We start from the raw sequence: 24,253 nt of genomic DNA, 5'->3' as shown, positions 1-24,253 counted from the left end.
AGCGCCATGACCAGCCACGACCCGTACCCCGCCGACCCGATCACGGACGGCGCCCCGCTGCCGGCCCCCGGCCGACGGGTCCAGCAGCCCGCCTCCGCCGCGCAGCCGTACGCGGTGCCGGAGGCAGCCGTGGGGCGCCGGGTCGCCCCGGCGCCGACCGGGCAGCCCGGGGAGCCGGTCGAGCCGCGCCGCTTCGTCACCGCCACCGACTTCCTCGACCGCCGTCGCCACGACCAGGAGCCGGGCCCGGCGACCTGGGGCTGGCGGGGCCTGCTCAACACGGTCGGCGGCGGCGTCCTGCGACTGCCGGCCGGCGGGCCGGAGCGTGAGCACGAGCAGCAGCGGTCCTCGGTCCAGCGCGACTTCGAGGGTCCGCGGACGATCGTGTTCGTCAACCCCAAGGGCGGCGCGGCCAAGACCACCGGCGTGCTCGCCGCCGGCCACACCTTCGGCACCGTGCGCGGCGGAGGCGTGGTGGCCTGGGACAACAACGAGACCCGCGGCACCCTCGGCATCCGGGGCGCCCGCGGCGCGCACCGCAACACCACCCGCGAGCTGCTGGAGGACCTGGGCCGCTTCAGCGACGTCTACCAGTCCCGGATCGGCGACCTCGGCGCGTTCGTCCGCTCCCAGGGCGACGCCCACTTCGACGTGCTGGCCTCCGACGAGCGTCCCGACGTCACCGGCACCATCCACGCCGACGACTTCGCGGCCGTGCACGGCCTGCTGGAGCGGTTCTACCGGCTGGTGCTGGTCGACACCGGCAACAACATGCGCGCCGAGAACTGGCTGGCCGCCGCCGAGCAGGCCGACCTGCTCGTGGTCACCACCACCGTGCGCGAGGACACCGGCTACAGCGGGCTGTGGATGCTCGACGCCCTCCAGGACGCCGGCCACGCCGACCTGAAGCGCCGCACGGTCACCGTGCTCTCGGACCCCGCCCCGAAGGTCGACGAGCGGCTGGTCCGCGACCTCACCGAGGTCTACGAGCAGCGCACCCGGGCGGTCTACCGGGTGCCGTACGACCCGGCGCTGGTGACCGGCTCGGTCGTGCCGTACGCCCAGCTCTCGAGCCAGACGCGCCGCGCCTGGCTGCGGGCCTGTGCGGGGATGACCGACACGCTGTAGCGGTCCCGGTCGCACGGGAGGGTGACCAGCGGCGCGTACGGCGGCCGTTAGCGTCGCCGGCATGCGAGCAGTCGTCTACACCGAGACCGGTCCCTCCTCCGTCCTGCAGCCCGTCGAGCGGGACCTGCCCGAGCCCGGGCCCGGCGAGGTCCGGGTCCGCGTGGTGCGCTCCGGGGTGAACCCGACCGACCACAAGTTCCGCGCCGGGGCGATGCGCGGCCACGACGAGGTCAGCCCGGGGATGGACGGCAGCGGCGTCGTCGACGCCGTCGGCGCCGACATCGAGCACCTCGCCGTGGGCGACCGGGTGTGGGTCTACCTCGCCCAGCACGGCACGGCGTACGGCACCGCCACCGAGCACACCGTGCAGCCCGCCGACCGCGTGGTGCACCTGCCCGCGCAGACGTCGTACGACCTGGGGGCCGCCCTCGGCGTGCCCGCGATCACCGCGCACCGGGCGCTGACCTCCGGCGAGGTCAACCGGCTCGCGCCGGGGACGCTCGACGACCACGTCGTGCTGGTCGCCGGGGGAGCCGGCGCCGTGGGCAACGCCGCGATCCAGCTCGCCCGCTGGGCCGGCGCGACCGTGATCACCACGGTCAGCGGCGAGGAGAAGGCGGTCCTGGCGCGCGCCGCGGGCGCCCACCACGTCGTCGACTACGTGCACGGCGACGCCCAGGCGGAGATCCTCGACCTCGCCCCCGACGGCGTCGACCTGGTCGTCGAGGTCGCGCCGGCGCCGAACCAGGCGCTCGACCTCGCGGTGACCCGGGTGCACGGCACGATCGCGGTCTACGCCAACAACGGCGGGGAGCAGCTCACGCTGCCGCTGCGGGAGACGTTCAGCCGCAACCTGCGCTACCAGTTCATCATCCTCTACACCCTCGACCCGGCCCTGCTCTCGCTCGCGGTCACCGACGTCAGCGCCGCCGTGCTCGACGGCGCGCTGCGCGTGGGCGAGGAGGCCGGCCTGCCGCTGCACCACTACGCGCTGGCCGAGGTCGGGGCCGCCCAGGACGCCGTCGAGGCCGGCCTGGTCGGCAAGGCGCTGCTCGACGTCGCGGAGGGCTGAGCCCGCGCGGCGGCCGCCGAGCGCCGCTGTAACGCTGTGTTACTCATTCTGGTGCGGCGTCGTGACGCTGCACCAGATGAAGTAACGCAGCGTTACAGCCGGCCCGGGGCCCGCGGCGGGGGCCGGTGGGCCGGTCCGGCGCTGCTAGGGTCGCCGCGATCGACATCCTTTAACGAGCCGTCCCGTGAGGCGGAGAAGGAGGTCCGGCGCCCTCGTGCCCACCCCGCAGACCCCCGCCGACAGCCCCGACGACACGCCCACCGACAGCCCCGCCGCTGACGCCGCCGGCCGCGTCGTCCTCGACGCCCGTGACATCTCCCGGGTGCTGACCCGCATCTCGCACGAGATCCTCGAGCGCAACAAGGGGCCCCAGGACCTCGTGCTGCTCGGCATCCCGACCCGGGGCGTCGGCCTGGCCCGCCGGGTTGCCGCCCGGATCGCGGCGACCGAGGGCGTCGAGGTGCCGGTCGGCGCGCTCGACGTCACCTTCTACCGCGACGACCTGCGCCAGCAGCCGACCCGCGGCCCGCAGCGCACGCAGGTCCCGCCGGGCGGGATCGACGGCCGTACGGTCGTGCTGGTCGACGACGTGCTGTTCTCCGGGCGTACGGTCCGGGCGGCGCTCGACGCGATGAACGACCTGGGCCGCCCCGAGGTCGTCCGCCTGGCCGTGCTCGTCGACCGCGGCCACCGGCAGCTGCCGATCCGCGCCGACCACGTCGGCAAGAACCTGCCCAGCGCCCGCACCGAGCGGGTGATGGTGCGCCTGGAGGAGCTCGACGGCCACGACGAGGTACGGATCGCCGGGCCGGGGGAGGAGCGCTGATGCGCCGCCACCTGCTGTCGGTCGACGACGTCGACGCCGACGAGATCGCCGCCCTGTTCGCCACGGCCACCGAGATGCACGACGTGCAGCGCCGCCAGGTCAAGAAGCTGCCCGCGCTGCGCGGGCGCACCGTGATCAACCTGTTCTTCGAGGACTCCACCCGCACCCGGTCCAGCTTCGAGATCGCCGGCAAGTGGCTCTCGGCCGACACCGTCAACATCACCGGCAAGGGCAGCTCGGCGTCCAAGGGCGAGAGCCTGCGCGACACCGTCCGCACGATCGCGGCGATGGGTGTCGACGCCCTGGTGATGCGCCACGGCGCCAGCGGGTCGGCCCAGCAGGTCGCGCAGTGGGTCGACGCCTCGGTGGTCAACGCCGGCGACGGCACGCACGAGCACCCCAGCCAGGCGCTGCTCGACGCCTACACGCTCCAGCAGCGGATCGGCGCCCTTGAGGGCCGGCACGTGGTGATGGTCGGCGACCTGACCCACAGCCGCGTCTTCCGCAGCAACGTCAAGTGCCTGACCAAGCTCGGCGCCGAGGTCACCGTCGTCGCGCCGCCGACGCTGATGCCCAGCGGCGTCGAGGCGTGGTCGCGCGAGGCCGGGTTCACCACGTCCTACGACCTCGACGAGGTCCTGCCGAAGGCCGACGCGGTGATGATGCTGCGCGTCCAGCGCGAGCGGATGGCCGGCGGCTACTTCCCCAGCGCGCGGGAGTACACCGTCGGGTACGGGCTGACCCGCGACCGGCTCGACGTGCTCGGCCCCGACGTCCCGATCTGCCACCCCGGCCCGATGAACCGCGGCCTCGAGATCGCCGCCGACGCCGCCGACGCCGCCCAGTCGCTGGTCCTCGACCAGGTCTCGGCCGGCGTCGCGGTGCGGATGGCGATCCTCTACCACCTGCTCGCCGGAGAGGACTCCTGATGCCCGAGACCGCCACCCGTCCCGTGCTCGTCCGCGGCGCCTCGCTGCTCGGGGAGCGCACCGCCGACCTGCTGCTGCGCGACGGCGTCGTCGCCGAGGTCGGCGAGCGCCGGTCCCTCGCGCCCGGCGACGCCCAGGTCATCGACGCCGACGGGCTGGTCGCCCTGCCCGGCCTGGTCGACCTGCACACCCACCTGCGCGAGCCCGGCCGCGAGGACGCCGAGACCGTGCTCACCGGTTCGCGGGCCGCGGCGGCCGGTGGGTTCACCGCCGTCCTGGCGATGGCCAACACCAGCCCGGTCACCGACACCGCCGAGGCCGCGGAGCGGGTCCTCGACCTCGGTCGGGCCGCCGGCCTGGTGGACGTGCAGCCGGTCGGTGCGGTCACCCACGGCCTGGCCGGCGAGGAGCTCGCCGAGCTCGGCCTGATGGCCCGCTCGCGGGCGCGGGTCCGGGTCTTCTCCGACGACGGCCGCTGCGTGGCGAACGCCCGCGTGATGCGCCGGGCGCTGGAGTACGTCAAGGCGTTCGGCGGCGTGGTCAGCCAGCACGCGCAGGACCCCGACCTCGCCGGGCCGGCCTCCTGCTGCCACGAGGGCGAGCTGTCCGGCCGGCTCGGGCTGCCCGGCTGGCCCGGGGTGGCCGAGGAGGTGATCGTGGCGCGCGACGTCATGCTCGCCCGGCACACCGGCTCCCGGGTGCACGTCGCCCACGTCTCCACCGCCGGCACCGTCGAGGTGCTGAGGTGGGCCAAGGCGCAGGGGATCGCGGTCACCGCCGAGGTCACGCCGCACCACCTGCTGCTCACCACCGACCTGCTGTCCGGCTACGACCCGACCTTCAAGGTGAACCCGCCGCTGCGCCCCGACGAGGACGTCGAGGCCCTGCGCGCGGCCCTGGCCGACGGCACCATCGACGCGGTGGCCACCGACCACGCCCCGCACGCCCGGCACGACAAGGAGCACGCCTTCGTCGACGCCGCCTTCGGGATGGTCGGCCTCGAGACCGCGCTGCCGGTCGTGGCCACCACCATGGTCGAGACGGGCCGGATGACCTGGGCCGACGTCGCCCGCGTCCTGTCGACCACACCGGCCGCCATCGCCGGCCTGCCCGGCCACGGTGCGGAGCTCGTCGCCGGTGCCCCGGCCAACCTGACGCTGGTGGACCCGACGGCCACCCGGGTCGTGGACCGCGACGCCTCGGTGTCGCGCTCGCGCAACAACCCCTGGCACGGCCGCCGGCTGACCGGGGAGGTCCGGGCCACCGTCCTGCGGGGCCGGCCGACCCTGCTGGACGGGGAGCTGGTCGACCCGGCCGCGCGGTGAGCGCGCCGGCCGGGGGAGGCCGCGCGGGGGAGGACGCCGTACGACGGCTCCTCGCCGACCCGCCCGACCTCCCGGTCCGGCACGGCCTGGACGCGCTGCGGTCCGCCCTGGGCGAGCGCGGCGCGGCGGTGCTGCAGGCGCCGCCCGGCTCCGGCAAGACCACGCTGGTGCCGCCGGTGCTGGCCGACCTCCTCGGCCCCGGCGGGGGGCGGGTCGTGGTCACCCAGCCGCGGCGGATCGCGGCGCGGGCCGCCGCCCGGCGGCTGGCCCACCTGCTCGGCGAGCCGGTCGGCCGCAGCGTCGGCTACGTCGTGCGCGGCGAGCGCGTCGTCGGCCCGGAGCCCCGGGTCGAGGTGGTCACCACCGGCATCCTGCTGCGCCGCCTGCAGCGCGACCCGGACCTGCCGGGCGTCGGCGCGGTCGTCCTCGACGAGGTGCACGAGCGGGCCCTGGACGCCGACCTGGCCCTCGCCCTCACGGTCGACGTGAGGTCCGCGCTGCGCCCGGACCTACTGCTGGTCGCGATGTCGGCCACCGTCGAGGCCGAGCGCACCGCGGCCGCGCTGTCCGGCGGCGAGGAGCCGGTCGCGGTCGTCGACGTGCCCGGCGCCCTGCACCCGGTCGAGCGGCGGTGGGTGCCGCTGCCCGGCGGGGTCAAGCGGCTCGACGACCGGGGCACCACCCCGGCCTTCCTGGACCACGTCGCGGCCACCGCCCGGGCCGCGCTGGCCCGCGACGCCGGCGACCTGCTGGTCTTCCTGCCCGGGGCCGGGGAGGTCGACGGGGTCGTCCGGCGCCTGCGCGGCACCGTCGCCGCCGACGTGCACCCGCTGCACGGCCGGCTCCCGTCGGCCGAGCAGGACCGGGCCCTGGCGCCGGGGGCGCCGGGGGAGCGGCGCGTGGTGGTCTCGACGGCCGTGGCCGAGTCGTCGCTGACGGTCCCGGGCGTACGCCTCGTGGTCGACGCCGGGCTGTCCCGCGAGCCCCGCACCGACCACCGCCGCGGCCTCGCCGGGCTGGTCACGGTCCGGGTCAGCCGGGCCGGCGCCGACCAGCGCGCCGGGCGGGCCGGTCGCGAGGGGCCGGGCGTGGTGCACCGCTGCTGGTCGGAGTCCGAGGAGCCGCACCTGCCCGCGCACCCCGAGCCCGAGGTCGTCACGGCCGACCTCACCGGCTTCGCCCTCGAGCTCGCCGTGTGGGGCGCCCCGGACGGCGCCGGGCTGGCGCTGCTCGACGCCCCGCCGGCGCCCGCCCTGGCCGCGGCCCGGGCGGTGCTCGCCGACCTCGGCGCGGTCGAGACGCCCGAGGACGGCGGGGCCGTCACCGCCCGCGGCCGCGCGCTCGCGCAGGTGCCGACCGACCCCCGGCTGGCCCGGGCCCTGCTCGACGGGGCGCCGCTGGTCGGGGCCCGACGCGCCGCCGAGGTGGTGGCGCTGCTGGCCGAGGACGTCCGCGCCCCCGGCGCGGACCTGGTCGCGGCCCTCCGGGCGGTACGCCGCGGCGGACCCGGCACCGCGAGCTGGAAGGCGACCGCGCGCCGGCTCGAGGGCCTGGTCGGCGGCGCCGGTGCGCCGTCGGAGCGGCTGACCGACGACGTCGCGGTCGGCCTCGTGGTCGCCCTGGCCCACCCGGACCGGGTGGCGCGCCGCCGCCCCGGTGGCACCTCCTACCTCACCGTCGGCGGCACCGGCGCCGCCCTGCCGCGCGCCGGCGACCGCGACGCAGGCACGACCGGTTCGGGCTCATCGGGTCTGGGCGCGCTGGAGTGGCTGGCGGTGGCCGACCTCGACCGTCGTCCCGGCGCGGGCGACGCGACCGTCCGGGCCGCCGCGCCGCTCACCGAGGACCTCGCCCTCGAGGCGGCCGCGGCCCGCTGGCAGGAGACCGACGACGTGGGCTGGCGCGGCGACCGGGTCACGGCCCGCCGGGTCACCCGGCTCGGCGCCATCGAGCTGTCCTCCGCCCCGCTGAGCACGCTGCCGCCCGGGGCGCTGGCCACCGCCTGGCGCGAGCGGCTGGGCCGTGAGGGCCTCGACGCGCTGCCGTGGGGCGAGGCCGCACGCTCGCTGCGCCGCCGGCTGGACTTCCTGCACCGCACCCTGGGCGACCCGTGGCCCGACGTCTCCGACGCCGGCCTGGCCGCCACGGCCGAGCTGTGGCTGGGCGCCGACCCCCGGCGTACGGACCTGGTCGCCGCCCTGCGCGGCCTCCTGCCCTGGCCCGAGGCCGGTCGGGTCGACGAGCTGGCCCCGGAGCGGGTGAGGGTGCCGAGCGGGTCGAGCGTGCGGGTCGACTACGCGGGCGACCAGCCCGTGCTGGCCGTCCGCCTCCAGGAGGTGCTCGGCTGGGAGGCCTCGCCGCTGCTGGCCGACGGCCGGGTGCCGCTGCTGCTGCACCTGCTCTCCCCGGCCCAGCGCCCGCTGGCGGTCACCGCCGACCTGCGGTCGTTCTGGGACGAGGTCTACCCGCAGGTGCGGGCCGAGATGCGCGGACGCTACCCCCGCCACCCCTGGCCCGAGGACCCGTGGACCGCGCCCCCGACCCGCCGCGCCGCCCCCCGCCGCCCGCGTCCCTGAGCGGACCGGTGCTCGGCGGTCGAGGTGCGGGGGCCGCCAGGCCCGAGCCTCGAGACCTGGTGGGTCTCGAGACGCTCGCTGGCGCTCGCTCCTCGACCACCGTCTCGCGTCGTCGCCTCAGGCGCGGCGCGCGACCAGCAGCAGGTACTCCCAGCCCATCGTCGCCGGGTCGCCCGTGAGCGCCTCGTCGGCCAGCTCGGCCAGCGCCTCGTCGAGCGCACGCACCCGGTCGGTGTCGTCGCCGAGGCCGTGGTAGGCCGCGACGGTGGGGCCGTACCGCTGGCGGAAGAAGTCACGGAACGCAGCGCCCGTCGCGAACCGGTCCACCGGCAGCTCCTCGGTGACGGCCTCGACGTGCTCCACCCGGTCGCCCAGCAGGGCCCGCACGTGCGCCTCGTCGCCCCACAGCGGGGGCGGCGACGCGCCCGGGGGCGGTGCGGGGACGTACGGGCGCAGCGTGGCGAACAGCCGACCGATGAAGCCGGCCGGCGTCCAGGACAGCAGCGCGATCCGCCCCCCGGGGCGGCACACCCGGACCAGCTCGTCGGCGGCCACCTGGTGGTGGGGCGCGAACATCACGCCGACGCAGGAGAGCACCACGTCGAAGGAGGCGTCGGGGTGGGGCAGCGCCTCGGCGTCGGCCTCCTCCCAGGTGAGGTCGAGCCCGGCGACCGCGGCCGCCCGGCGCCCGGCGGAGAGCAGGTCGGGGGTCAGGTCGCCGGCCACCACGGTCGCGCCGGTCGCGGCGGCCGGCAGCGAGGCGTTGCCCGAGCCCGCCGCGACGTCGATCACGCGGTCGTCGGGCCCGACCCCGGCCGCGCGGACCAGGCGGGGCCCGAGGGCGGAGATCACCTCCGCGGCCACCGCCGGGTAGTCGCCGAGCGCCCACATCGCCCGGTGCCGGGCCTTGAGCGCGGTGTCCGCCGGGTCGGCGGGGTCGGTGGGACGGTGCTGCTGCTCGGTGGTCTGGCTCATCAGGCCCTCCCGGGGTCCGTGGCCGCCGGGCGGCGGCACGTCCACGACGCTAGGGACGCGGCCGGGGGTGCGGTACCGGAGGACTACGGGGTTCCCGGGGGTACGCCGACGCGGCTGCGGTCGAGGGCGGCGAGGGTGCGCAGCGCGTCGGTCCGCGAGCGGCAGCCGAGCGCGCGCACGGCGTGGGCGGCGTGCATCTCGACGGTACGCACGCTCAGCACCAGGTGGGCGGCCACCTCGCGGTTGCTGAGGCCCTCGGCCACGAGGCGGAGCACCTCCTCCTCGCGAGGCGTCAGGCCGGTGCGCACCGAGCGTCCGGCCGCCGCGGCCGGCGTCTCGCCGAGGCCGGCCAGGTCGCGGTGCAGCCGGCGGAGCAGCAGGCCCGCGCGCAGCCGGCGCGCGACGTCCTCGGCGGCGCGGAGCTGGGCCACCGCCGGCTCGCGGTCCGCTCCGCCGCCCCGGTCGGCCCCGCCCGCGGCCAGCAGGGCCGCGGTCCGCTGCCGGAGAAGGACCTCCACCACCGGTACGCCGGGGCTGTCCGGCGCGGTGAGCACGTCCAGCGCGTGGCGCAGGTGGGGGAGCGCGGCCCCGGGACCGTCGGCGAGGAGGGCGGCCTCACCGAGCGCCGCGGCGTACGCGGCCACCGCCTCGGGCAGCCCGGTCGAGGCGGCCTGGCCCAGCACCGCGACCACGTCGGCGACGTCGCCGGGGCGGTCGTGGCGCGCGAACGCGGTCGCCGCGCTCATCAGGACCGGCAGGCAGTAGTGGCGCTCCTGGGTGCGGGCCACGAGGTCCACGACCCCCCGGTAGCCGCGCAGCGCGGCCGGGTCGGCGTCGGCCTCCTCGTCGAGGAGAGCCAGGCCCCAGGCCGTCAGGACGTCGACGGCCACGAGGTCGTGACGCACCGCCACCACCCGGGCGCGGAGCAGCGACTCCCGGGCCGGCCCGGCCCGCCCGCGCAGGGCGAGAGCCAGCCCACCGACGCCGGTCGCCACCGCCCGGGCGGTCCGCGGGGCGTCCGGGTCGTCGGTGACCTCCGCGCAGAGCGCGAGCGTGCGGTCCAGCAGCCCACGGGTCAGCATCACCGCGGCGGCGCAGGCCCGGCAGACCTGGCCGGTGGCGTCCTGGTCGTGCCGGGCGCAGTGCTGCAGCGCGCCCTCGTAGGCACGGCCGGCGGCCCGGTAGTCGCCGGTGTGCTCGAGGGAGTCGGCCAGCCGCTGGTACGCCTCCCCGGCCGCCGACCACAACCCGTCCGACAGGGCGCGGTCGAGCGCGGCCCGGACGCCGGCGACCCCGGCGGCGCCCTGGCCGGACCGCGCGAGCAGGTTGCCGCGCAGGGCGGCGACCCGCACCAGCAGGTCGGCGCGCCCCGCCTCCTGCGCCCCGGACTCGGCGAGGTCGAGGGTCTCCAGGGCCTCGCCGAACGCGGCGCCGGCGCGCAGCTGCACGGCGACCGTGAGCCGCTCCTGCGCCGCGTCACCCGGCCGGCCGGCCGCGTCGTGGGCCGCCGCGGCCCGCTCCCGGGCGAGCAGCGCCTCGCCGGGACGGTCGAGCAGGTCCTGCTGGACCGCGAGCCGGGAGAGCAGGTCGCCGGCCTCCCCGGGGCGGCCCGCGGCGCCGGCGCGGTCGGCCAGGACGGCGAGCGCCGCCGCGGCGGCAGCGTGCTCGCCGGTGGCCTCCCACCGCCGCGCGTCCCCGGGCCGGCCGGGGACGTCGACCGGCGCCACAGGACGGTCGGGGTCGCGGGCCGGGTCGAGGGCCGGGTCGATGGCCAGCTCGAGGAGCAGGCCGTCCTCGCGCAGCCGGTCCCGGGCCTGCGCCAGGGGGTGGCCGGGCGGCAGGTCCGCGGGGCCGCAGCTCCCCAGGACGCTGACCGCGGCCGCCCCCGAGCGGCCGGCCAGCTCGACCAGGAGGTCCAGGGTCGGCCTGCCCTGGTGCTGCAGGTCCTCCAGGAACAGCACCGGCGGCGCCCCGTCCGGCACGGGCCGGCTCGCCGCCGACCTCAGCCGGCCGGCCTGGCGGGTGCCGTCCGGCCCGGCCGGGAGGCGTACCAGGAGCACCGGCGGGGCGTCGGCGGCACCACCCGCCCGCGCGTCCAGCCACGCCAGGACGCGTCCGATCCCGGGCTCCCGACCAGGGACGCCCGTCGACCCCGCGGTCGCCTCCGCCACCGTCCGAGCATCCTCGTCCCGGGGCGCGAGGGGAAGGGCGTGCCGCCCCCGACCCGCCGCCCCCGCCGTCCCCGTCCCTGACCGTCGTCCACAGGGCTCGGCACGTCGTTGACACCGCACGCAGGTCCGCAGGCCCCGGCGACCTGCGAGCGGTGTCAACGACGTCGCAGTGCCTGTGGACGACCGCCCTGCCCACCGGCCTGCCCACCGGCCTGCCCACCGGCCAGCGACCCGCCGGCGGCCCGGACGGGGTGCGGTCGCGGCGCGGACGCGGCGCGGCGGGGGGCCCGCCCGCTGCTAGGCTCGGCCCCGCTCGACATCCTTTAACGATCCGTCCCGTGAGGCGGAGAAGGAGGTACGGCGTGCCCCTGCATGCCCCCGCGGCGGACTCCCCGTCCACCCCGCAGACAGACCCCCAGACCGGCCCGCAGCCCACCCCCGTCCGGACCCCGCCCCGCGCGGCGATGCTGGTCCTGGAGGACGGGCGCACCTTCCACGGCGACGCCTACGGCGCCGAGGGCGAGACCTTCGGCGAGGCCGTCTTCAACACCGGGATGACCGGGTACCAGGAGACGCTGACCGACCCGTCGTACCACCGCCAGGTCGTGGTGATGACCGCCCCGCACGTCGGCAACACCGGCGTGAACGAGGAGGACGTGGAGTCCGGGCGGATCTGGGTCGCGGGCTACGTCGTGCGCGACCCCGCCCGCCGCTCGTCGAGCTGGCGGGCCACCGGCACCCTCGACGACGCGCTGAGCGAGCAGGGCGTCGTGGGCATCAGCGGCGTCGACACCCGCGCGCTGACGCGGCACCTGCGCGAGCGTGGCGCGATGCGCGTCGGCATCTCCACGGTCGAGACCGACCCGGCCCGGCTGCTGGCGCGGGTGCGCGAGCAGGAGTCGATGGCCGGCACCGAGCTGGCCGCCGAGGTCTCCACGCGCGAGGCGTACGTCGTGCCGGCCGAGCCGGGCCCCTGGGGCGAGAGGCGCGCGACCGTCGCCGCGATCGACCTCGGGATCAAGACCATGACGCCGCGCCGGATGGCCGAGCGCGGCATCGAGACCCACGTGCTGCCGGCCACCGCCACGCTCGAGGACGTCCTGGCCGTCGGCGACGACGGCCCCGACGGGCTGTTCTTCTCCAACGGGCCCGGCGACCCGGCCGCGACGACCGACCAGGTCGCGCTGCTCCAGGCCGCGCTGGCGCAGGGGGTGCCGTACTTCGGGATCTGCTTCGGCAACCAGCTGTTCGGCCGGGCCCTGGGACTGGGCACCTTCAAGCTCACCTACGGCCACCGCGGGATCAACCAGCCGGTGATGGACCGGACCACCGGCAAGGTCGAGGTCACCGCGCACAACCACGGCTTCGCGGTCGCGTGGCCCGACGGGGTCGGCCTCGACGAGCCGGTGACCACGCCGTACGGCGAGGCCCGGGTCAGCCACGTGTGCCTCAACGACGACGTGGTCGAGGGCCTCGAGCTGCGCTCGCCCGAGGGCGACCTGCGGGCGTTCTCGGTGCAGTACCACCCCGAGGCCGCGGCCGGCCCGCACGACGCGGCGTACCTCTTCGACCGGTTCTGCGACCTGATGTCCGAGCGGAAGGACGCCTGATGCCCAAGCGCACCGACATCGCCAGCGTGATGGTCATCGGCTCCGGGCCGATCGTCATCGGCCAGGCCTGCGAGTTCGACTACTCCGGCACCCAGGCCTGCCGGGTGCTCAAGGAGGAGGGCCTGCGCGTGGTCCTGGTGAACTCCAACCCGGCCACGATCATGACCGACCCCGAGTTCGCCGACGCCACCTACGTCGAGCCGATCACCGCGGAGTACGTCGAGAAGGTGATCGCCAAGGAGCGCCCCGACGCGCTGCTGGCCACCCTCGGCGGGCAGACCGCGCTCAACGCCGCGATGGCCCTCGACGCCGCCGGGGTGCTCGAGAAGTACGGCGTCGAGCTGATCGGCGCCTCGATCGAGGCGATCGACCGCGGCGAGAACCGCAGCGTGTTCAAGAAGATCGTCGACGACCTCGGCGGCGAGTCCGCCCGGAGCGCGATCTGCCACTCGATGGACGACTGCCTGGCCGCGGTCGAGGACCTCGGCTACCCGGTCGTCGTGCGGCCCAGCTTCACCATGGGCGGCGCCGGGTCGGGCATGGCCCACGACGAGGCCGACCTGCACCGGATCGCCGGCACCGGCCTGTCGCTCAGCCCCACCACCGAGGTGCTCCTCGAGGAGTCCATCCTCGGCTGGAAGGAGTACGAGCTCGAGGTCATGCGCGACACCGCCGACAACGTGGTGATCGTCTGCTCGATCGAGAACGTCGACCCGATGGGCGTGCACACCGGCGACTCGATCACCGTGGCGCCGGCGATGACGCTGACCGACCGCGAGTACCAGAAGATGCGCGACCTCGCGATCGGGATCATCCGCTCGGTCGGCGTCGACACCGGCGGCTGCAACATCCAGTACGCCGTCAACCCCGCCGACGGCCGGCTGGTCGTGATCGAGATGAACCCGCGCGTCTCGCGGTCCAGCGCGCTGGCCTCCAAGGCCACCGGCTTCCCGATCGCGAAGATCGCGGCGAAGGTCGCGATCGGCTACACCCTCGACGAGATCACCAACGACATCACGGCCGAGACCCCGGCCAGCTTCGAGCCGACGCTCGACTACGTGGTGGTCAAGGTGCCGCGGTTCGCCTTCGAGAAGTTTCCCGGCGCCGACCCGGTGCTGACCACCCACATGAAGTCGGTCGGGGAGGCGATGGCGATTGGGCGCAGCTTCACCGAGGCGCTGCAGAAGGCGCTGCGCAGCCTGGAGTCCAAGGACGCCGTCTTCGACTGGCACCAGGAGTGGGTCGAGCTCGACAAGGCCGCGCTGCTGGCCCGCGCCGGCGTCCCGCACGACGGCCGCCTGAAGGTGGTGATGGACGCCCTGCGCGCCGGGGCGAGCGTCGAGGAGGTGCACGACGCCACCGGCATCGACCCGTGGTTCGTGGACCAGCTGGCGCTGATCAACGAGGTGGCCGCCGAGGTCACCGCCGCCCCCGAGCTGACCCCGGCGCTGCTGCGCCGGGCCAAGCGGCACGGCTTCTCCGACGTCCAGGTCGGCAAGATCCGCGGGATGACCCCCGACGTCGTCCGCGGCGTGCGCCACGCGCTGGGCATCCGGCCGGTGTTCAAGACCGTGGACACCTGCGCGGCCGAGTTCGCGGCGGCCACGCCGTACCACTACTCCTCCTACGACGAGGAGAGCGAGGTCGGCCCGCGCGAGCGGCCGGCGGTGATCATCCTGGGCTCCGGTCCGAACCGGATCGGGCAGGGCATCGAGTTCGACTACTCCTGCGTGCACGCCTCGCTGGCGCTGTCCGAGGTCGGCTACGACACCGTGATGGTCAACTGCAACCCCGAGACCGTCTCGACCGACTACGACACCTCCGACCGGCTCTACTTCGAGCCGCTCACGCTCGAGGACGTGCTCGAGGTCGTGCACGCCGAGACGGCCGCGGGGCCGGTCGCCGGGGTGATCTGCCAGCTCGGCGGGCAGACCCCGCTCGGCCTGGCGCAGGGCCTGGCCGCGGCCGGGGTGCCGATCGTCGGCACGTCGCCGGACGCCATCGACCTGGCCGAGGAGCGCGGCGCCTTCGGGCGGGTGCTCGCCGAGGCCGGCCTGACCGCGCCCAAGCACGGCACCGCGACCTCCTACCCCGAGGCGCAGCGGATCGCGCATGAGATCGGCTACCCGGTCCTGGTGCGGCCCTCCTACGTCCTGGGTGGGCGCGGGATGGAGATCGTCTACGACGACGTCTCCCTGCAGACCTACCTGGAGCGCTACGTCGCCGAGGGCATGATCAGCCGCGAGGCGCCCGTGCTGGTCGACCGGTTCCTCGACGACGCCGTCGAGATCGACGTCGACGCGATCTTCGACGGCGACGAGCTCTTCCTCGGCGGCGTGATGGAGCACATCGAGGAGGCCGGCATCCACTCCGGCGACTCCTCCTGCGCGCTGCCGCCGATCACGCTCGGCGAGCGCGAGGTGGCCCGGATCCGCGAGGCCACCGAGGCGATCGCCCGTGGGGTGGGGGTGCTTGGGCTGCTCAACATCCAGTTCGCCCTGGGCTCCGACATCCTCTACGTGCTCGAGGCCAACCCGCGCGCCAGCCGTACCGTCCCGTTCGTCTCCAAGGCGACCGCGACCCCGCTGGCCAAGGCCGCGGCCCGGGTGATGCTCGGGGAGAGCGTGGCGGACCTGCGCGCCGCCGGCGTCCTGCCGGCCACCGGCGACGGCGGCAGCCTGCCGCCGGACCAGCCGATCGCGGTCAAGGAGGCGGTGATGCCGTTCAACCGGTTCCGCACCCCCGACGGCGCCCAGGTCGACACCGTGCTCGGCCCCGAGATGAAGTCGACCGGCGAGGTGATGGGCCTCGACGCCGACTTCGGCACCGCCTTCGCCAAGTCCCAGACCGCGGCGTTCGGCCCGCTGCCCACCGCGGGCAGCGTCTTCGTCTCGATGGCCAACCGCGACAAGCGCTCGATGATCTTCCCGGTCAAGGTGCTGGCCGACCTCGGCTTCCAGATCCTCGCCACCCAGGGCACCGCCGAGGTGCTGCGCCGCAACGGCGTGGCGACCCGGGTGGTGCGCAAGCACTTCGAGGGCGTCGGCCCGGACGGGGAGAAGACCACGGTCGACCTGATCCGCGACGGCGAGATCCAGCTGATCGTGAACACCCCGTACGGCGCGGGCACCGGCGGGCAGGCCCGCCTCGACGGGTACGAGATCCGCACCGCGGCGGTGATGGCCAACGTCCCCTGCATCACCACCGTGCAGGGCCTCGGCGCCGCGGTCCAGGGGATCGAGGCGATGCGGCGCGGCGACATCGGCGTGCGCAGCCTGCAGGACTGGGCCCGGGACCGGGCGGGCCGGTGACCTACCGCCTGCTCTTCGACCGCGCCCTGACCCGCGTCGACCCCGAGCGGGCGCACCACCTCGGCTTCGCCGCCGTCCGCGCCGGGGGACCGGTCCTGCGCCGACGGCCCGTACGGGTGCCGGCCGGCGTCGGCCCGGTGGACGCGATGGGGCTGCGCTTCGCCCACCCCCTCGGGCTCGCCGCCGGCTTCGACAAGGACGCCCGCGGGGTCGAGGCGCTCGGCGCGCTCGGCTTCTCCTTCGTCGAGGTCGGCACCGTCACCGCGCTGCCGCAGCCGGGCAACGCGCGCCCGCGGCTGTTCCGCCTCACCGAGGACCGCGCCGTGGTCAACCGGATGGGGTTCAACAACGCCGGCGCCACGGCCGTCGCGGCCCGCCTGGCCGCCCGCCGTCCGGGGCCCGGCTCGCCGGTGCTCGGGGTCAACCTCGGCAAGTCCAAGGTCGTGCCGGAGGACGACGCGGCGGCCGTCGCGGCCGACCACGACACCAGCACCCGGCTGCTGGCGCCGCACGCGGACTACCTGGTGGTCAACGTGTCCTCGCCCAACACCCCGGGCCTGCGAACGCTGCAGGCCGTCGAGCGGCTCGAGCCGCTGCTGGCGCAGGTGCGGCGCAGCGCCGACGAGGTCCGCCACGCCGCCGGGCTGGGCCGGGTGCCGCTGCTGGTCAAGATCGCCCCCGACCTCGCCGACGACGACGTCCTCGCCGTGGCCGACCTGGTCCGCGGCGACGACGGCGTGGACGGGGTCGTGGCCACCAACACCACCACGGGGCGCACGGGCCTGCGTACCGCCGCCGCGACCGTCGAGGCGGCCGGCGCCGGCGGCCTCTCCGGGCCCCCGGTGGCCGCCCGCGCGCTCGAGGTCACCCGGCTGCTGCGCGGACGGCTCGGTCCCGGTCCGGTGCTGGTGGGGGTCGGCGGGATCACCACCGCCGCCGACGCGCGCGAGCGGCTGGCCGCCGGCGCCGACCTCCTGCAGGCCTACACCGCGTTCGTCTACGAGGGTCCCGCCTGGGCGCGCCGTGTCGTGCGAGGCTTGGGGGCGTGAGCAGCACCGACCGACGACCGGTCCACGTGGGCGGCGAGCTGCTCGCCTCCCGGGCCAGCGGCGGGCTGGTCCACCTCAGCGTGCTGGCCCCCGGCATCGGGGAGCGCTTCCGTCCCGGCACGGCCGTGGCGGTGTCGGTGGGGCACCCGGTCTCCCGCAGCCGGCTGGCACGACGCAGCTACTGGATCCACGAGGTCAAGCCGGTCGGCGGCCGCGGCCTCGCCGTCGGCCTGGTCGTGGAGCCGCGCGGCGCCGGGTCGCGGTGGCTGGCCGAGGCGCCGGTCGGCACCCCCCTCGAGCTCACCGGGCCCCTCGGCAGGCCGTTCGCGCTCCCGCAGGAGCCGGTGGCCTGCCTGCTGGTGGCCGAGGAGTACGCCGCCGCGCCGATCTTCCCGCTCGCCCTGCGCCTGCGGGAGCGCGGCTGCGCGGTGACCCTGCTGCTCGGGGCCCGCGACGAGGCGCACCTGATGTCGGCCCTGGAGGCCCGCCGCACGGCGCGGGCCGTCACCGTGGTGACCGCCGACGGCTCCGTGGGCCGGGCCGGACGCACCGCCGACGCGCTGCCCGAGGCGCTGGCCTCCAGCGGCGCCGAGGTCGTCTACGCCGCCGGCCCCACCGCGCTGCTGCACGCCGTCGCCGCCGCCGCGGAGGACCACGGCGCCTGGAGCCAGGTCGCGCTCGAGGTGCCGTCGCCGTGCGCCACCGGCCTGTGCTTCGGCTGCCAGGTCCCGGTGGTGGGGGAGGCCGGGACCCCCCGGTCGGCCCGCGCCTGCGTCGACGGCCCGGTCCTGCGCGGCGACCGCGTCCGGTGGGCCGACCTGTGAGCGGCGCGGGCACCGAGGTGCAGGTGGCCGGGCTCCGGCTGCGCTCGCCGGTGCTGGTGGCGGCCGGCTGCGGCGGCACCGGGCGCGAGCTGGCCGCGTACGCGCCCCTGGCCGACCTGGGCGCCTTCACCACCCGCACCGTCACCTCCGACCCCCGGCCCGGCGCGCCCGCCGGACGCGTCGTGGAGAGCCCCTCGGGGCTGGTCCACGCCACGGGGCTGCCGAACCCGGGGCTCGACCACTTCCTGGCCACCGAGCTGCCCGGCCTGGTCGCCCAGGACGTCCGCGTGGTCGTCTCGCTCGCGGTCACCTCGGCCGCCGACGCCTCCGCGCTGGCCCGCCGGCTGGCCCGTGCCCCGGGGGTGAGCGCCGTGGAGCTCGCGCTGGCCCCGCCCGGCGGCCACGCCGAGGACCCCGACGAGGAGGACCTGTTCGCCGCCCTCGAGCCGCACCAGGCCGCGGGCATGGTCGGCGCGGTCGCGCGCGAGCTGCCCCCCGGCCTGCCGGTCTGGGCCAAGGTGCGCAACGACCCCGACCGCGTCGTGGCCGTCGCCCGGGCCTGCGTCGACGCCGGCGCCGGCGCCGTGGTCGTCGGCGACGGGCTGTCCGCGGTGCTGCCGGACGGCCGCGCCGGGGGGCTGGGCGGGCCCGCCGTCCGCCCGGTCGCGCTGGCCTGCGTGCGCCGGGTCGTGGCCGCGCTGCCCCACGTCGACGTCGTCGGCGTCGGGGGCGTCGCGACGCCCACGGACGTCCGGGCGTTCCTGGACGCCGGGGCCCGGGCCGTCGGCGTCGGCACCGCCCTGCTGCACGACCCCACCACGGCCGCCCGCCTGGCCGCCGCGCTGCGCGAGGAGACCCGATGACCACGACCCGCCCCCAGACAGGCGACGAGACCGGCGCCCAGACCGGTGGGCCGGCCGGTGCCCCCACGTCCTTCGGTGCCCGGCTGCACGCCGCGCTCGCCGACCGCGGCCAGCTCTGCGCCGGCATCGACCCGCACGCCGGGCTGCTGGCCGAGTGGGGCCTGCCCGACGACGTGGGCGGCCTGGAGCGCTTCGCGATGACCGCGGTCGAGGCGGTGGCCGGCGAGGCGTCGGTGGTCAAGCCGCAGTCGGCGTTCTACGAGCGCTTCGGCAGCCGCGGCGTCGCCGTCCTGGAGCGCGTCGTCGCGACCGCCCGCGAGGCCGGCGCGCTGGTCCTGCTCGACGTCAAGCGCGGCGACATCGGCTCGACCTCCCAGGCCTACGCCGACGCCTACCTCGACCCGGCCTCGCCGCTGGCCGCCGACGCGATCACCGCCAGCCCCTACCTCGGCTTCGGCTCCCTCGACCCGATGATCGAGAGCGCCCGCCGGCACTGCGCGGGCGTCTTCGTGCTCGCGCTGACCTCCAACAAGGAGGGCCCGGAGGTGCAGCACGCCCGGGCCGTCGGCCCCGAGCCCGGCGCCCCCGACGGGCGCAGCGTCGCCGGGGTCGTGCTCGACCACCTGCGCGCCCTCAACGCCGGCGTGCAGCCGCTCGGCTCCTTCGGTGCGGTCGTCGGCGCCACCATCGGCGAGACCACCGAGGACCTCGCCTTCAACGGCCCGGTGCTGGCCCCCGGCTACGGCGCCCAGGGCGGGACGCCCGCCGACCTGCGCCGGATCTTCGGCGCCTCCGCGCACGCCGTGCTGGCCTCCACCTCCCGCGACCTGCTGCGGCACGGCCCCGACCCCGTCGCGCTGCGCGACGCGGTCCGCCGCGGCAACGACGAGCTCGCCGACGCGCTCGCCGACGGGGCCGACGCGTGACGAGCCGCCGTACGGGCCGCCGCACGAGGCGCCGGGTCGCGGGGGCGCTGGCGGGGGTCGTGCTCGGTCCCGGGCTGCTCGCCGCCTGCTCCGGGGACCCCGTGGAGGAGTACTGCGCCGAGGTCGAGGACCAGCGACAGCCGCTGAGCGACGTCGCGGACGCGGGGGCCCCACCGCGCTGCTGGAGGCGCTGCCGGCCTTCGAGGAGCTGCAGGGGGCCTCGCCGACCGACCTGCGCGACGACTGGGACGTGGTGGTGGGCCGCCTCACCGCCCTCGACGACGCGCTGGCGCAGGCCGGCGTCGACCCCGCGACGTACGACGCCGAGGAGCAGGCCGACGACCTCGGCGAGGACGACCGGACCGCCGTCGAGTCCGCCGCCCGCCAGCTGGCCACCCCGGAGATGGTCCGCGCCCTCGAGGCCGTGCAGCAGCAGGCCCGCGACGTCTGCGGCACCTCGCTCACCCTGTAGGACTCTCCAGGGCCCTCGGGCCCGGGGTCCCGATTGCCGACCGGGGCGGGTCTGACTAGATTGCACCGGACGGTGGTGTGTCCCCACCGCCGGACCGACGAAAAGGATCTGCAGTGGCTCTGCCCCCGCTCACGCCCGAACAGCGCCAAGCCGCCCTCGCGAAGGCGGCGGCCTCCCGCCGGGAGCGCGCCGAGGTCAAGAACCGTCTGAAGAACTCGGGGCCTCCATCTCGGACGTGCTCGCCCAGGGCCAGAGCAACGAGGTCATCGGCAAGATGAAGGTCGTCGACCTCCTGCAGTCGATGCCCGGCCTGGGCAAGGTCCGGGCCCGTCAGACCATGGAGCGCCTCGGCATCGCCGAGTCCCGCCGCGTCCGCGGGCTCGGCACCAAGCAGGTCGCCGCGCTGCAGCGCGAGTTCGCCGCGGGTGAGTGACCGGGACCCGTCGGGGTCCCGCAGCCGGCTGGTCGTGCTGGCCGGGCCGACGGCGGTCGGCAAGGGCACCGTGGCCGCCGCCGTGCGCGAGCGCCACCCCGAGGTCTGGATCTCGATCTCGGCCACCACGCGGGCGCCACGCCCCGGCGAGCGGCACGGCGAGCACTACTGGTTCGTCACGCCCGAGGAGTTCGACGCGATGATCGCGCGCGGCGACCTGCTGGAGTGGGCCGTCGTGCACGGCACCCACCGGTACGGCACCCCGCGCGGCCCGGTCGAGGACGCCCTGGCCGCCGGCCGGTCGGCCCTGTTGGAGATCGACCTGCAGGGCGCGCGCCAGGTGCGCCGCACCATGGCCGAGGCGCTGTTCGTCTTCCTCAAGCCGCCGTCCTGGGAGGAGCTCGTCCGCCGCCTGGTCGGCCGGGGGACCGAGACCGAGGCCGAGCGCGAGCGCCGGCTGGCCACGGCCCGCGACGAGCTGGCCGCCGAGTCGGAGTTCGACGTCACCGTCGTCAACCGTGAGATTCACGCTGCGGCGGACGAGTTGGTAGCCTTGATGAGCGGGCCCACCCCCGCCTGAGCGGCGCGCCCGGCCGGATCCCGACCGGATCCGCCCCCGGAGCCCGCCCCACCGCCCCCGACCCAAGCGAGGCCAACGCGTGTCCAGCCCCAACATCGGCGCCGAGGGTGTCACCAACCCGCCCATCGACGACCTGCTGACCAAGACCGACAGCAAGTACCAGCTGGTGCTCTACAGCGCCAAGCGCGCCCGGCAGATCAACGCCTACTACTCCCAGCTCGGCGAGGGCCTGCTGGAGTACGTCGGCCCGCTCGTCGAGACCCACGTCCAGGAGAAGCCGCTCTCGATCGCGCTCCGCGAGATCGACGGCGACCTGCTGACCTGCGAGGCGGTCGACCCCGCCGAGCTCGCCGCCGAGGAGGCCGCCGCCGCCCAGGCGCAGGCCGACGCCGCGGCCACCGCGCAGAACGGCTGATCCTGACCAGCGCCGCGCCGTCGACCCCGTCGGGGTCGACGGCCCCCCGGGTGGTCCTCGGCGTGGCCGGCGGGATCGCGGCCTACAAGGCCTGCGAGCTGCTGCGCCGCCTGACCGAGACGGGCCACGACGTCACCGTCGTGCCGACCGCCGCGGCGCTGGAGTTCGTCGGCGCGCCCACCTGGGCCGCGCTCTCCGGGCGCCCGGTCGCCTCCGACGTGTGGTCCGGCGTGCACGAGGTGCCCCACGTGCGGCTCGGCCAGCAGGCCGACCTCGTCGTCGTGGCCCCGGCCACCGCCGACCTGCTCGCCCGGGCCGCGCACGGCCTGGCCGACGACCTGCTCACCAACACCCTGCTGACCGCGCGCTGCCCGGTCGTGCTCGCCCCGGCGATGCACACCGAGATGTGGGAGCACCCCGCCACCCGCGCCAACGTCGCCACGCTCCGCTCGCGCGGGGTGGTCGTCGTCGAGCCCGCCGAGGGCCGGCTGACCGGCGCCGACACCGGGAAGGGACGCCTGCCCGACCCGGCCGAGATCGCCGCCGTCGCCCTCGAGGTGTTGGCCCGCGGGGTCGCCGCCCCGGACCTCGCCGGGCGTACCGTCGTGGTGTCGGCCGGCGGCACCCGCGAGCGCATCGACCCGGTCCGGTTCCTCGGCAACCGCTCGTCGGGCCTGCAGGGCTACGCCCTGGCCCGCGCCGCCGCGGCCCGGGGCGCCCGGGTCCGCCTGGTCGCCGCCAACACCGCCCTGCCGGACCCGGCCGGCGTCTCGGTGGTCCACGTCGAGACCACCGCCGAGCTGCGCGCGGCCGTGCTCGCCGCCCGCGACGGCGCCGACGCCGTGGTGATGGCCGCCGCCCCCGCCGACTTCCGCCCGGTCGGGGAGGAGCAGCACAAGATCAAGAAGGCCGCCGACGGCTCCGCGCCGGTCCTGGAGCTGACCCAGAACCCCGACGTCCTGCGCGAGCTGGCCGAGACCCGACGCGCCGGCGAGGTGCTGGTCGGCTTCGCCGCCGAGACCGGCGACGACGCCACGGGCGTGCTCGACCTGGCCCGCGCCAAGCTCGCCCGCAAGGGGTGCGACCTGCTCGTGGTCAACGACGTCAGCGGGGGAGCGGTCTTCGGCCAGGCCGACAACCAGGCCGTCGTGCTCGCCGCCGACGGCGCCGAGGTCGACGTGCCCCGCGGACCGAAGTCGGCGCTGGCCCACGTGGTGTGGGACCAGGTCGCGCTCCGGCTCGCAGCCCCGCCCGCCGCCGACGCGCCCGCCCGCCAGCTGTAACGCTGTGTTACCTCACCTGGTGCGGCGTCGTGACGGTGCACCAGACGGAGTAACAGAGCGTGACAGCGCGCCCGCCGGTACGCCACCCGGACGCCACCCGGACGCCGGGACGCCGCGGCGTGGCTGACCACGGACCGGGACGAGCGTCCCGCGATTCGGGATCGCCCGCGCGGCGGGTCTAGCCTTCCCCCGTCCGGGAGCACCCCGGTCGTGTCTATGAACCTGCCCGAACGGAGCAACAGTGCCTGGACGTCTCTTCACCTCTGAATCGGTCACCGAGGGTCACCCGGACAAGATCGCCGACCAGATCAGCGACTCGATCCTCGACGCCATGCTCGCCCAGGACCCGCACAGCCGGGTCGCGGTCGAGACCCTGCTGACCACCGGCCTGGTCGTGGTCGCGGGCGAGGTGACCACCACCGGCTACGTCGACATCAAGCAGGTCGTGCGCGACCGGATCCTCGAGATCGGCTACGACCACTCCGACAAGGGCTTCGACGGCGAGAGCTGCGGCGTCATGGTCGCGATCGGCGGCCAGTCCGGTGACATCGCCCAGGGCGTCGACACCGGCCACGAGTCCCGTACGGGCTCCGTCGACGCCATGGACAAGCAGGGCGCCGGCGACCAGGGCCTGATGTTCGGCTACGCCTGCGACGACACCGCCGAGCTGATGCCGCTGCCGATCAAGATCGCGCAGACGCTCTCGGAGCGGCTCTCGGCCGTGCGCAAGGACGGGACGCTGCCCTACCTGCGCCCCGACGGCAAGACCCAGGTCACGATCGAGTACGACGCCGACAACCGCCCGGTCCGCGTCGACACCGTCGTGCTGTCGACCCAGCACGCCGAGGAGGTCGAGCTGGACACCCTCGAGCCCGAGATCAAGAAGCACGTCATCGACCACGTGCTCGCGCAGTTCGACATCCCCTCGGCCGACTACCGGCTGCTGGTCAACCCGACCGGGCGCTTCGTGGTCGGTGGCCCGATGGGCGACGCCGGCCTGACCGGCCGCAAGATCATCGTCGACACCTACGGCGGGATGGCCCGCCACGGCGGCGGCGCGTTCTCCGGCAAGGACCCCTCGAAGGTCGACCGCTCGGCGGCCTACGCCATGCGCTGGGTGGCCAAGAACGTCGTGGCCGCGGGTCTGGCCCGTCGTTGCGAGGCCCAGGTCGCCTACGCCATCGGCAAGGCGCAGCCGGTCGGGGTCTTCATCGAGACCTTCGGCACCGGCACCGTGCCCGACGAGAAGATCCAGGCCGCCGTGCTCGACGTCTTCGACCTGCGCCCGGCCGCCATCGTGCAGGACCTCGACCTGCTGCGCCCGATCTACGCCCGCACCGCGGCGTACGGCCACTTCGGCCGCGAGCACGAGGACTTCACCTGGGAGCGCACCGACCGCGCCGACGCCCTGCGCGCGGCCGTCGGCGCCTGATCCTGCCCACCCCCGGGCCGTCCACCGGCCCGTCCACCGGCCCGTCTGCCGGC

General features: G+C 76.3%; 20 protein-coding genes. 18 read left to right on the top strand and 2 right to left on the bottom strand.

Annotated features, from left to right (window positions below; translation table 11 throughout):
* Positions 1–6 precede the first annotated feature (6 nt).
* From ENKNEFLB_RS13685 to hrpB, 6 genes are all read left to right on the top strand, one after another.
* Positions 7–1,128, top strand: a complete 1,122-nt coding sequence (locus ENKNEFLB_RS13685; protein ID WP_246535547.1) for a MinD/ParA family ATP-binding protein — start codon at positions 7–9, stop codon at positions 1,126–1,128.
* 61 nt (positions 1,129–1,189) lie between these two features.
* A complete protein-coding gene (locus ENKNEFLB_RS13680) occupies positions 1,190–2,200 on the top strand; it encodes an NADPH:quinone reductase (RefSeq protein ID WP_214055916.1) in 1,011 nt (336 codons plus the stop codon).
* 214 nt (positions 2,201–2,414) lie between these two features.
* Positions 2,415–3,026, top strand: coding sequence for a bifunctional pyr operon transcriptional regulator/uracil phosphoribosyltransferase PyrR (gene pyrR, locus ENKNEFLB_RS13675; RefSeq protein ID WP_214055915.1), 612 nt, complete (start codon positions 2,415–2,417; stop codon positions 3,024–3,026).
* On the top strand, positions 3,026–3,955 hold the full coding sequence (locus tag ENKNEFLB_RS13670) for an aspartate carbamoyltransferase catalytic subunit (RefSeq protein WP_214055914.1): 930 nt from the start codon (positions 3,026–3,028) through the stop codon (positions 3,953–3,955). The genes pyrR and ENKNEFLB_RS13670 overlap by 1 nt, the downstream gene beginning before the upstream one ends.
* Positions 3,955–5,280, top strand: coding sequence for a dihydroorotase (locus tag ENKNEFLB_RS13665; protein WP_214055913.1), 1,326 nt, complete (start codon positions 3,955–3,957; stop codon positions 5,278–5,280). Before ENKNEFLB_RS13670 ends, ENKNEFLB_RS13665 begins: the two co-directional genes overlap by 1 nt.
* Positions 5,277–7,856, top strand: a complete 2,580-nt coding sequence (gene hrpB, locus ENKNEFLB_RS13660; RefSeq protein WP_214055912.1) for an ATP-dependent helicase HrpB — start codon at positions 5,277–5,279, stop codon at positions 7,854–7,856. Before ENKNEFLB_RS13665 ends, hrpB begins: the two co-directional genes overlap by 4 nt.
* Positions 7,857–7,973: 117 nt before the next feature.
* On the opposite strand, the gene ENKNEFLB_RS13655 is transcribed toward hrpB, so the two are convergent.
* The gene (locus ENKNEFLB_RS13655) at positions 7,974–8,831 is read right to left on the bottom strand and encodes a class I SAM-dependent methyltransferase (protein ID WP_214055911.1); all 858 of its coding nucleotides are present in this window, start codon (positions 8,829–8,831) and stop codon (positions 7,974–7,976) included.
* Between the two features lie 83 nt (positions 8,832–8,914).
* On the bottom strand, positions 8,915–11,002 hold the full coding sequence (locus ENKNEFLB_RS22625) for a helix-turn-helix transcriptional regulator (protein WP_246535546.1): 2,088 nt from the start codon (positions 11,000–11,002) through the stop codon (positions 8,915–8,917).
* A 464-nt stretch (positions 11,003–11,466) separates the two neighbouring features.
* Here ENKNEFLB_RS22625 and carA point away from each other — a divergent pair, with 464 nt between their 5' ends.
* From carA to metK, 12 genes are all read left to right on the top strand, one after another.
* Complete coding sequence (gene carA, locus ENKNEFLB_RS13645; RefSeq protein ID WP_214059486.1) at positions 11,467–12,612, top strand: glutamine-hydrolyzing carbamoyl-phosphate synthase small subunit; 1,146 nt, start codon at positions 11,467–11,469, stop codon at positions 12,610–12,612.
* Positions 12,612–15,923 (top strand): carbamoyl-phosphate synthase large subunit, encoded by a 3,312-nt coding sequence (carB, locus tag ENKNEFLB_RS13640; RefSeq protein ID WP_214055910.1) that lies wholly within the window; start codon positions 12,612–12,614, stop codon positions 15,921–15,923. Before carA ends, carB begins: the two co-directional genes overlap by 1 nt.
* Complete coding sequence (locus ENKNEFLB_RS13635; RefSeq protein WP_214055909.1) at positions 15,920–16,972, top strand: quinone-dependent dihydroorotate dehydrogenase; 1,053 nt, start codon at positions 15,920–15,922, stop codon at positions 16,970–16,972. Before carB ends, ENKNEFLB_RS13635 begins: the two co-directional genes overlap by 4 nt.
* Positions 16,969–17,796, top strand: a complete 828-nt coding sequence (locus ENKNEFLB_RS13630) for an iron-sulfur cluster-binding protein (RefSeq protein ID WP_214055908.1) — start codon at positions 16,969–16,971, stop codon at positions 17,794–17,796. Before ENKNEFLB_RS13635 ends, ENKNEFLB_RS13630 begins: the two co-directional genes overlap by 4 nt.
* Positions 17,793–18,659, top strand: coding sequence for a beta/alpha barrel domain-containing protein (locus ENKNEFLB_RS13625; protein WP_214055907.1), 867 nt, complete (start codon positions 17,793–17,795; stop codon positions 18,657–18,659). The genes ENKNEFLB_RS13630 and ENKNEFLB_RS13625 overlap by 4 nt, the downstream gene beginning before the upstream one ends.
* Entirely contained in the window at positions 18,656–19,585 is a 930-nt protein-coding gene (gene pyrF / locus ENKNEFLB_RS13620) for an orotidine-5'-phosphate decarboxylase (protein ID WP_214055906.1), read from the top strand. Before ENKNEFLB_RS13625 ends, pyrF begins: the two co-directional genes overlap by 4 nt.
* 250 nt (positions 19,586–19,835) lie before the next feature.
* Positions 19,836–20,057, top strand: a complete 222-nt coding sequence (locus ENKNEFLB_RS13615; RefSeq protein WP_214055905.1) for a hypothetical protein — start codon at positions 19,836–19,838, stop codon at positions 20,055–20,057.
* 235 nt (positions 20,058–20,292) lie between these two features.
* Complete coding sequence (gene mihF, locus ENKNEFLB_RS23275; protein ID WP_275955894.1) at positions 20,293–20,490, top strand: integration host factor, actinobacterial type; 198 nt, start codon at positions 20,293–20,295, stop codon at positions 20,488–20,490.
* Positions 20,483–21,070: a guanylate kinase gene (gene gmk, locus ENKNEFLB_RS13605; protein ID WP_214055904.1), complete on the top strand. Its 588-nt coding sequence runs from the start codon at positions 20,483–20,485 to the stop codon at positions 21,068–21,070. Before mihF ends, gmk begins: the two co-directional genes overlap by 8 nt.
* Positions 21,071–21,149: 79 nt before the next feature.
* Complete coding sequence (gene rpoZ, locus ENKNEFLB_RS13600) at positions 21,150–21,485, top strand: DNA-directed RNA polymerase subunit omega (RefSeq protein WP_160008011.1); 336 nt, start codon at positions 21,150–21,152, stop codon at positions 21,483–21,485.
* Between the two features lie 50 nt (positions 21,486–21,535).
* On the top strand, positions 21,536–22,768 hold the full coding sequence (coaBC, locus tag ENKNEFLB_RS13595; protein ID WP_214055903.1) for a bifunctional phosphopantothenoylcysteine decarboxylase/phosphopantothenate--cysteine ligase CoaBC: 1,233 nt from the start codon (positions 21,536–21,538) through the stop codon (positions 22,766–22,768).
* 241 nt (positions 22,769–23,009) lie between these two features.
* Positions 23,010–24,200, top strand: a complete 1,191-nt coding sequence (gene metK, locus ENKNEFLB_RS13590) for a methionine adenosyltransferase (RefSeq protein ID WP_214055902.1) — start codon at positions 23,010–23,012, stop codon at positions 24,198–24,200.
* Positions 24,201–24,253: the final 53 nt, after the last annotated feature.

It is taken from the genome of Nocardioides aquaticus (assembly GCF_018459925.1).
Lineage (GTDB): Bacteria > Actinomycetota > Actinomycetes > Propionibacteriales > Nocardioidaceae > Nocardioides > Nocardioides aquaticus.
Note: the sequence above shows the minus strand (reverse complement) of the source record. Positions and strands in the feature narration are given on the sequence as shown.